Source organism: Halomonas sp. (assembly GCF_041689495.1).
Taxonomy (GTDB): Bacteria; Pseudomonadota; Gammaproteobacteria; order Pseudomonadales; family Halomonadaceae; genus Halomonas.
Genome location: NZ_JBDNGD010000125.1, coordinates 1 through 6658 on the forward strand (window position 1 = coordinate 1; position 6658 = coordinate 6658).

Annotated in this window: 6 protein-coding genes; 2 read left to right on the top strand and 4 right to left on the bottom strand. The window is 62.3% G+C overall.

What is annotated here, in order from left to right; translation table 11 throughout:
- Nucleotides 1–531, bottom strand: a 531-nt coding sequence (locus ACESMD_RS04020; protein WP_372610554.1) for a M48 family metalloprotease, incomplete at its 3' end; no start/stop codon positions are given.
- A gap of 272 nt (nt 532–803) precedes the next feature.
- Between ACESMD_RS04020 and ACESMD_RS04025 the strand changes: the two genes are divergently transcribed.
- Entirely contained in the window at nt 804–2402 is a 1599-nt protein-coding gene (locus ACESMD_RS04025) for a cation:proton antiporter (protein ID WP_372610556.1), read from the top strand.
- A 136-nt stretch (nt 2403–2538) separates the two neighbouring features.
- Nucleotides 2539–2826 (top strand): hypothetical protein, encoded by a 288-nt coding sequence (locus tag ACESMD_RS04030; RefSeq protein ID WP_372610558.1) that lies wholly within the window; start codon nt 2539–2541, stop codon nt 2824–2826.
- Between the two features lie 60 nt (nt 2827–2886).
- Here the strand turns inward: ACESMD_RS04030 and pepN are convergent, their stop codons facing one another.
- The 3 genes from pepN to ACESMD_RS04045 all read right to left on the bottom strand — a co-directional run.
- Nucleotides 2887–5520, bottom strand: coding sequence for an aminopeptidase N (gene pepN / locus ACESMD_RS04035; RefSeq protein ID WP_372610560.1), 2634 nt, complete (start codon nt 5518–5520; stop codon nt 2887–2889).
- 93 nt (nt 5521–5613) lie between these two features.
- A complete protein-coding gene (locus tag ACESMD_RS04040) occupies nt 5614–6099 on the bottom strand; it encodes a YajQ family cyclic di-GMP-binding protein (RefSeq protein WP_372610562.1) in 486 nt (161 codons plus the stop codon).
- 39 nt (nt 6100–6138) lie between these two features.
- Nucleotides 6139–6658 (bottom strand): GNAT family N-acetyltransferase (locus ACESMD_RS04045; protein WP_372610564.1); only part of this gene is annotated, 520 nt, incomplete at its 5' end.

Consider the following 6658-nt stretch of genomic DNA (forward strand, 5'->3'; position numbering starts at 1 on the left):
GTCACCATGCAGGATATGGCTGAATTCGTGGGCAATCACCCCTTGCAGTTCGTCACGGTCCAGGGTCTCGATGGCACCGCGAGTCACACCGATAGCGGCATCATGAGACTCGTGTCCGGCGGCGAAGGCATTGATGCCCGGGTCTTCCAGGAGATAGACCTCCGGCACCGGCATCCCCGACGCAATGGCCATCTCCTCCACCACGTTCAGTAATTGGCGCTCATCGTGATCCCGGGTGTCGAGATTCAAGGGCATTCCCCCCAGGGCCTCGGCCACCGCCGACCCACCCGCACGCAACTGGAAATGGCGTGTCAGGCTCCCAAGGACGACCACCAGGATCACCCCCAGGGCAACGCTGCCCAGGAGCCCTGGATCGAGGGCCCGACCCAGGGGCTGACCCACGTAAAGGCCACCGTCCAGCAGGACCACGGCCAGGGCAACCACCAGGGACGCCACGAGGATCAGCAACACCACTGCCAGGATCAGCAGGGTGCCCAGCAGCACAACGAGGATGATCAGCGAGAGGCTCATGATGTCGTCTTCCCTTGTCGAACGGAGTGAGTCCGCCTGGGGCGGTTGCCATTTACTTTAGGCCCGACCGGTGACATTTGCCTCATCTCGGTCGGGAGAGGAGTGGACACGCTGACCCTACCGCCATCGACAGCGCCGCGGGATCTATCGTCACCTTGAATCCACGCCGTCGGGAGGGCTCGCGACGGCATACACCAAATCATGGATGCCATTAACCTTACGACTTCCCTACACTATCTGTCTTGCCGAAGCTTGCGGAACAAGGAGTGTGCATGATCGAACCGGCCTTTCTTCTCGCGGCCTTTATCGGCGGCGTGACCGCCCTGATACTGCGGCTGCCGCCCATGGTAGGCTTCCTTGCCGGCGGCTTCGCGCTCAATGCGCTGGGCTTCGACAAGACGCCGCTGCTCGAGATCCTGGCCGATATCGGGGTCACCCTGCTGCTGTTCAGTATCGGCCTGAAGCTGGACGTGCGTACCCTGCTGCGCCGGGACGTCTGGGGCGGCGCCTCCTTGCACATGCTGGCCTCGACCCTGCTGATGGTGATGCTGCTGGTCATCTTCAAGTGGCTGGGCCTGACGCTGCTGGCAGATACCGGCTGGCACACCCTGGCCCTGCTGGGCTTTGCCCTCTCCTTCTCCAGCACCGTCTTCGTGGTCAAGGTGCTGGAGAAGCGCAGCGAGACCCAGACCGCCTACGGGCGCCTGGCCATCGGCGTGCTGATCATGCAGGACATCTTCGCGGTACTCTTCATCACCGCCTCCACCGGCGAGCTGCCGACCCCCTGGGCCCTGGGCCTTTTGCTGCTGATCCCCCTCGCCCCCGCCCTGCGCGCCCTGCTGGACCGGCTGGGCCACGGCGAGATGCAGATGCTGTTCGGCATGCTGCTGGCGCTGGTCATCGGCTACGCCCTGTTCGAGTCCGTCGGCGTGAAGGGGGATCTCGGGGCGCTGATCATCGGTCTGCTGCTGGCGCCCCATCCCGCCGCACAGACCCTGGCCCGCTCGATGTTCAGCCTCAAGGAGCTGCTGCTGGTGGGCTTCTTCCTGAGCATCGGGCTGACGGCCATGCCTAATGCCGAGATGTTCAGCGTCGCCCTGCTGCTGGTCCTCATCCTGCCGCTGAAGAGTGTGATCTACCAATGGGTCTTCATGCGTTTCCGGATGCGCCATCGCACCTCGGTGCTGGCCACCCTCAGCCTGACCAACTATTCGGAATTCGGCCTCATCGTGGGTGCCATCGCGGTGTCAAGCGGCTGGCTCCCGGCGGACTGGCTGGTAGTGATCTCCCTGGCGGTGGCGATCAGCTTCGGCCTGTCGGCGATCCTCAACGGCTTCAGCGAGCACCTCTATCGCTGGCTGGAGCCCAGGCTGCCGGCGGTTGACGTCGGCGAGCTCTCGCCCAGCGATCGCCCCATCGAGGTCGGTGACGCCGAGGCAGTGGTGCTGGGCATGGGGCGCATCGGCCGCAGCGTCTATCGTCGCTTGCAGAAGGAGTATGGCCTTCACGTTCTGGGCATCGACAGCAACCCCCAGAGCGTCAAGAAACTGGCGGCTCGGGGCTTCAATATCCTCGAGGGCGATGCCGTGGATTCGGACTTCTGGGACAAGCTGCTGATGTCCCGGGACGTCCAGATGGTGGTGCTGGCCATGCCGCACCATGCGGGCAACCTCTTCGCCCTGAAACAGCTGCGCTCCCGAGAGTTCCCGGGCCGGATCACCGCCGTGGTCGAGTACCCCGAGGAGATAGAGCCGATCCGCAAGCTGGGTGCCAATGCGGTCTTCCACGTCTATGACGAGGCCGGCCGGGCACTGGCCGACAGCGCCGCCGAGGAGGCCGGCGTCGTGTCCCGCGCCAGCCAACTGGGGTGAGCGACTTGCCACCCCAAGGTTGCCAGCCCAAGCCTCTTGTCGCGATACTCAACCCATCGCCTGACGTCTATGTCCCGCAGGCAAGCCCTGTCGGGCCTCGGCGTGCCGACGCTCCCCTATACCGGAACCCATCCCCATGGACGACGCCTTCACCTTCATAGGTAACGCCTTCGGCGAATTCATCCGCTTCATCGTCGATGGCCTGACCGGCTTCTTCAACGGCATCGACGATGCGGCCGGCAGTTTCATGCAGGGGCTATCCAACTCCCTGGGCATACCGATCACAGTGATCAGCCTGCTGGTGCTGGTGCTGGGACTATGGCTGCTCTGGAAAGGAGTGGCGGCGCTGATGCGCACCGCCCTCGTCACCATGCTCATCTGGTGGCTGCTGGGGGTGACGGTGCTGAGCTGGCTGATCAATTGATTGGGCGGAGAATTTCCTGCTGTGCTCGATATCCTGGACGCCCAACAAAGCTGAAGGCCATTACGCCAGAGCCTTCTCGACAACCTCATAGACATTCGGCGAGAGCCGCTCGGCACGGATGCGTTCCAGTTCGGCCTTCATGCGCTCCTGGCGCACCTCATCGAAGCGCTGCCAGCGCGTCAAGGGAGCGACCAGTCTTGCGGCGATCTCGGGATTGAGCCGGTTGAGCTCGATCACCACGTCGGCCAGTACCTTGTAGCCCTCGCCGTCCGGCCGATGGAAATTGACGCGATTCTGGCCTGCAAAGGCACCGATCAGGGCTCGCACCCTGTTGGGGTTCTTCAGCGAGAAGGCGCGATGTTCCATCAGCAATTTCACCCGCTCCAGCACATTCGACTGGGGGCGTGTCACCTGGATACTGAACCACTGGTCCATGACCAGGGGGTCGTGGGCCCACTTCTCGGCGAAGGCCCGCAAGGCGGGGTCGGCAATATCATCGCGGGAACTGTGGGTCAGCAGGGTCAGGGCATGGCGCACATCGGTCATGTTGTGGTCGGCGGCATACTGCTCCCGGGCAAGCTCGATACTCGTTTCGTCCTCGATGGCCATCAGGTAGGAGAGCGCCACATTCTTCAAGCTGCGTGAGGCGATCTGGTCGGGGTCCGGCGAATAGGGCGCGTCGAGGCGGTTCTTCTCGTAGAGTTGCAGGAACTCCTCTCGCAGCACCCTGGCCAGGCTTTGCTTGACGAAGGTTCTCGCGGCGTGGATGGCATCCACATCCACCAGCGGCTGTTGCTCGGCAATATAGGCCTCAGAGGGCAGGGTCAACATCTCGGCGAGAACCGCCTTGTCGTCGCTCTCCTTGCCGAGCAAGCCTCGGAAGGCCTCGACCACACGAATATCCATGACCTTCTCAACCCCATTGCGGTGGGCGGCGATCAGGTCATCCAGGGCGAGCATCGCCAGGCGTTGACCGGCATCCCAGCGATTGAAGTCGTCGGAGTCGTGCTGGAGCAGGAAGGCCAGATCCTCGCGGGCGTAGGGGAAGCGCAACTTGACGGGGGCCGAGAAGCCACGCAGCAGTGAGGGAACGGGGGCTTCGGCCACATCGGTGAAGACGAACTCCTGCTCGTCCTCGCGCAAATGAAGCACGGTGTCCTTGCCAAGGGAGTGGCCATCCAGCGTCAGGGAAAGGTCGCGACCGGACTTGGTGCCCACCAGCCCCATTCTCACGGGGATATGCAGCACCTGCTTCTCCGGTTGGCCAGGGGTCGCCGGGGTCCGCTGTCGCAGCACCAGTCGATATTCTCCGGTGGCATAATCATACTCGCCGATGGCGTCGATCTCCGGGGTGCCGGCCTGGGAATACCAGCGCATGAACTGGTCCAGTTCAAGGCCCGACACCTCGGCCATACAGCCGACGAAATCCTCGATGGTCACCGCCTGGCCATCGAATCGCGCGAAGTAGAGATCGCTGCCGCGCCGGAAATCCTCCCACCCCAGAAGGTTGCGCAGCATCCGCACGATCTCGGCCCCCTTCTCGTAGATGGTCAGGGTGTAGAAGTTGGTGATCTCGATGTAGTGATCCGGCCTCACCGGATGGGCGGTAGGGCCGGCATCTTCGGCGAACTGGGCGGTGCGAAAGTAGGAGACATCCTGAATGCGCTTGACTGGAGCAGAGTTGGTGTCGGCGCTATAGCACTGATCGCGGAAGACCGTGAAGCCCTCCTTCAGGGAGAGCTGGAACCAGTCACGACAGGTCACCCGGTTGCCCGACCAATTGTGGAAGTATTCGTGGGCGACGATACCCTCGACACGCTGGAAGGCCGCATCGGTGGCGGTATGTGGATGGGTCAGCACCGCCGCCGAGTTGAAGATATTGAGCCCCTTGTTCTCCATGGCCCCCATGTTGAAGTCGTTGACCGCCACGATCATGAAGAGATCCAGGTCGTATTCCCGGCCATAGGTCTTCTCGTCCCAGGTCATGGCGCGCTTGAGCGAGGCCATGGCATGGTCGGTCTTGTCGAGGTTCTCCTCCTCGACCCAGAGCTGCAGCTCGACCTCACGACCACTCATGGTGGTGAAACGGTCCTCGACCTTCTTCAGGTCGCCGGCCACCAGGGCAAAGAGGTAACAGGGCTTGGGGTGGGGATCTTCCCAGGTAACGAAATGGCGGTCGTTGGGCAGCTCTCCCCTCTCCACCGGATTACCATTGGACAGCAGAACCGGCTCTCGCTGGCGATCGCCGATCACCGTGGTGGAAAACGTGGCCATCACGTCGGGGCGGTCCGGATAGAAGGTGATACGGCGGAAGCCCTCGGCCTCGCACTGGGTGCAGTACATGCCACTGGACTGGTAGAGGCCGGAAAGCGCGGTGTTGTCGCTGGGGGCGATCTCCACCTGGGTATCTAGCAGGAAGGCCTCCGGCACCCGATGCACCCGTAAGCCCTTCGCGGTGACCTCGTATTCGTCTTCCCCGAGTGGCTGACCATCGATGGCGATACGCTTGAGTCTCAGCTGTTCGCCATCGAGTTCCAGCGAGGCATTGCTCTCACTATCGGGATGTCGTTCCAGTTGAAGGCGCGATCGCACCCGGGCCGCCGAAGGATCAAGGTCGAAGGTCAATTCGGTATGGATCACGCGATAGGCAGGGGGGCGATAATCGCTGAGATGAATCGACTGAGGTTCGGACATTCGGCAAGGCTCCTTTCAGGAATTGATCCCATTGTACGGTGCCCCTACCCCTGACCACAAAGCATGTCCCCTGCCCGGACTCTGCCGACTGACTCAATCCCGGAAGTTGTCGAACTGCAGCGGCAGATCAGGGCCAGACTCTCCCCTGAGCAATGCCATGATGGACTGCAGGTCATCACGCTTCTTGCCGGTGACTCGGACCTTGTCACCCTGGATCTGCGCCTGAACCTTGAGTTTGCTGTCCTTGATACGCTTGGAGATATCCTTGGCTTCCTTCTGATCCAGCCCCTGCTTGAGCGTCACATCCTGGCGGGCCCGCACACCGGACAGCGCCGGGTCCTGAATATCCATGCATCGGGCATCGATCCCGCGGGCGATCAGCTTGTTACGCAGCACATCGAGCATCTGCTTGAGCTGGAAATCGACATCGGCATCGAGGGAGACCGTCTCGCCACTCAGCTCGAAACTGGCGGTTACGCCCTTGAAATCGAAGCGTGACTGGATCTCGCGGTTGGCCTGATCCACGGCATTGGTGGCTTCGTGCTTGTCGAACTCGGACACGATATCGAAGGATGGCATGAAAGGCTCCTGGTCAGCGATGAATGTCGCTGAATTCTATCAGCCTGCTTGCTCCACCGGGGACTCAGCCGTTGCATCGAGCACAGGGCTGCCAAGCGTCTTGACCATCTGCCAGGCGGCACAGCCGTCACTGTAATAGGCCTCCAGCCAGCTCTCGAGTCTAAATCCCATGCGTCGGTAGAGGCTCAGCGCCACCCGGTTGTCGGCGCGCACCTCAAGCATCAGCCGCTCGACACCTCGTTCGCCGGCCGCCACTTCCAGCGCCTCCAGCAGCTGCCTGCCCAGCCCGGTACCGCGGGCAACAGGATGCACACAGAAGGAATAGAGCCGCCCACGACGGCTACCAAACCGAAAAAGCAGGGTCCCGTAACCCAGCAGTTGGCCGTCATCGCCCTCGGCAACCAGGGTTTCGGCATTGGCACGATTGAGCAGGTGCCATAACTGGCGACGGCTGAAACGCTCGCTGCTGAAGGCAACCTGCTCGAGGCGATTGAGAGCGTCCAAGTCGTACCCCGTCGCTTGCCGCAGGGTCGCGCTCATGTGGTATCTCCCGGAAAAA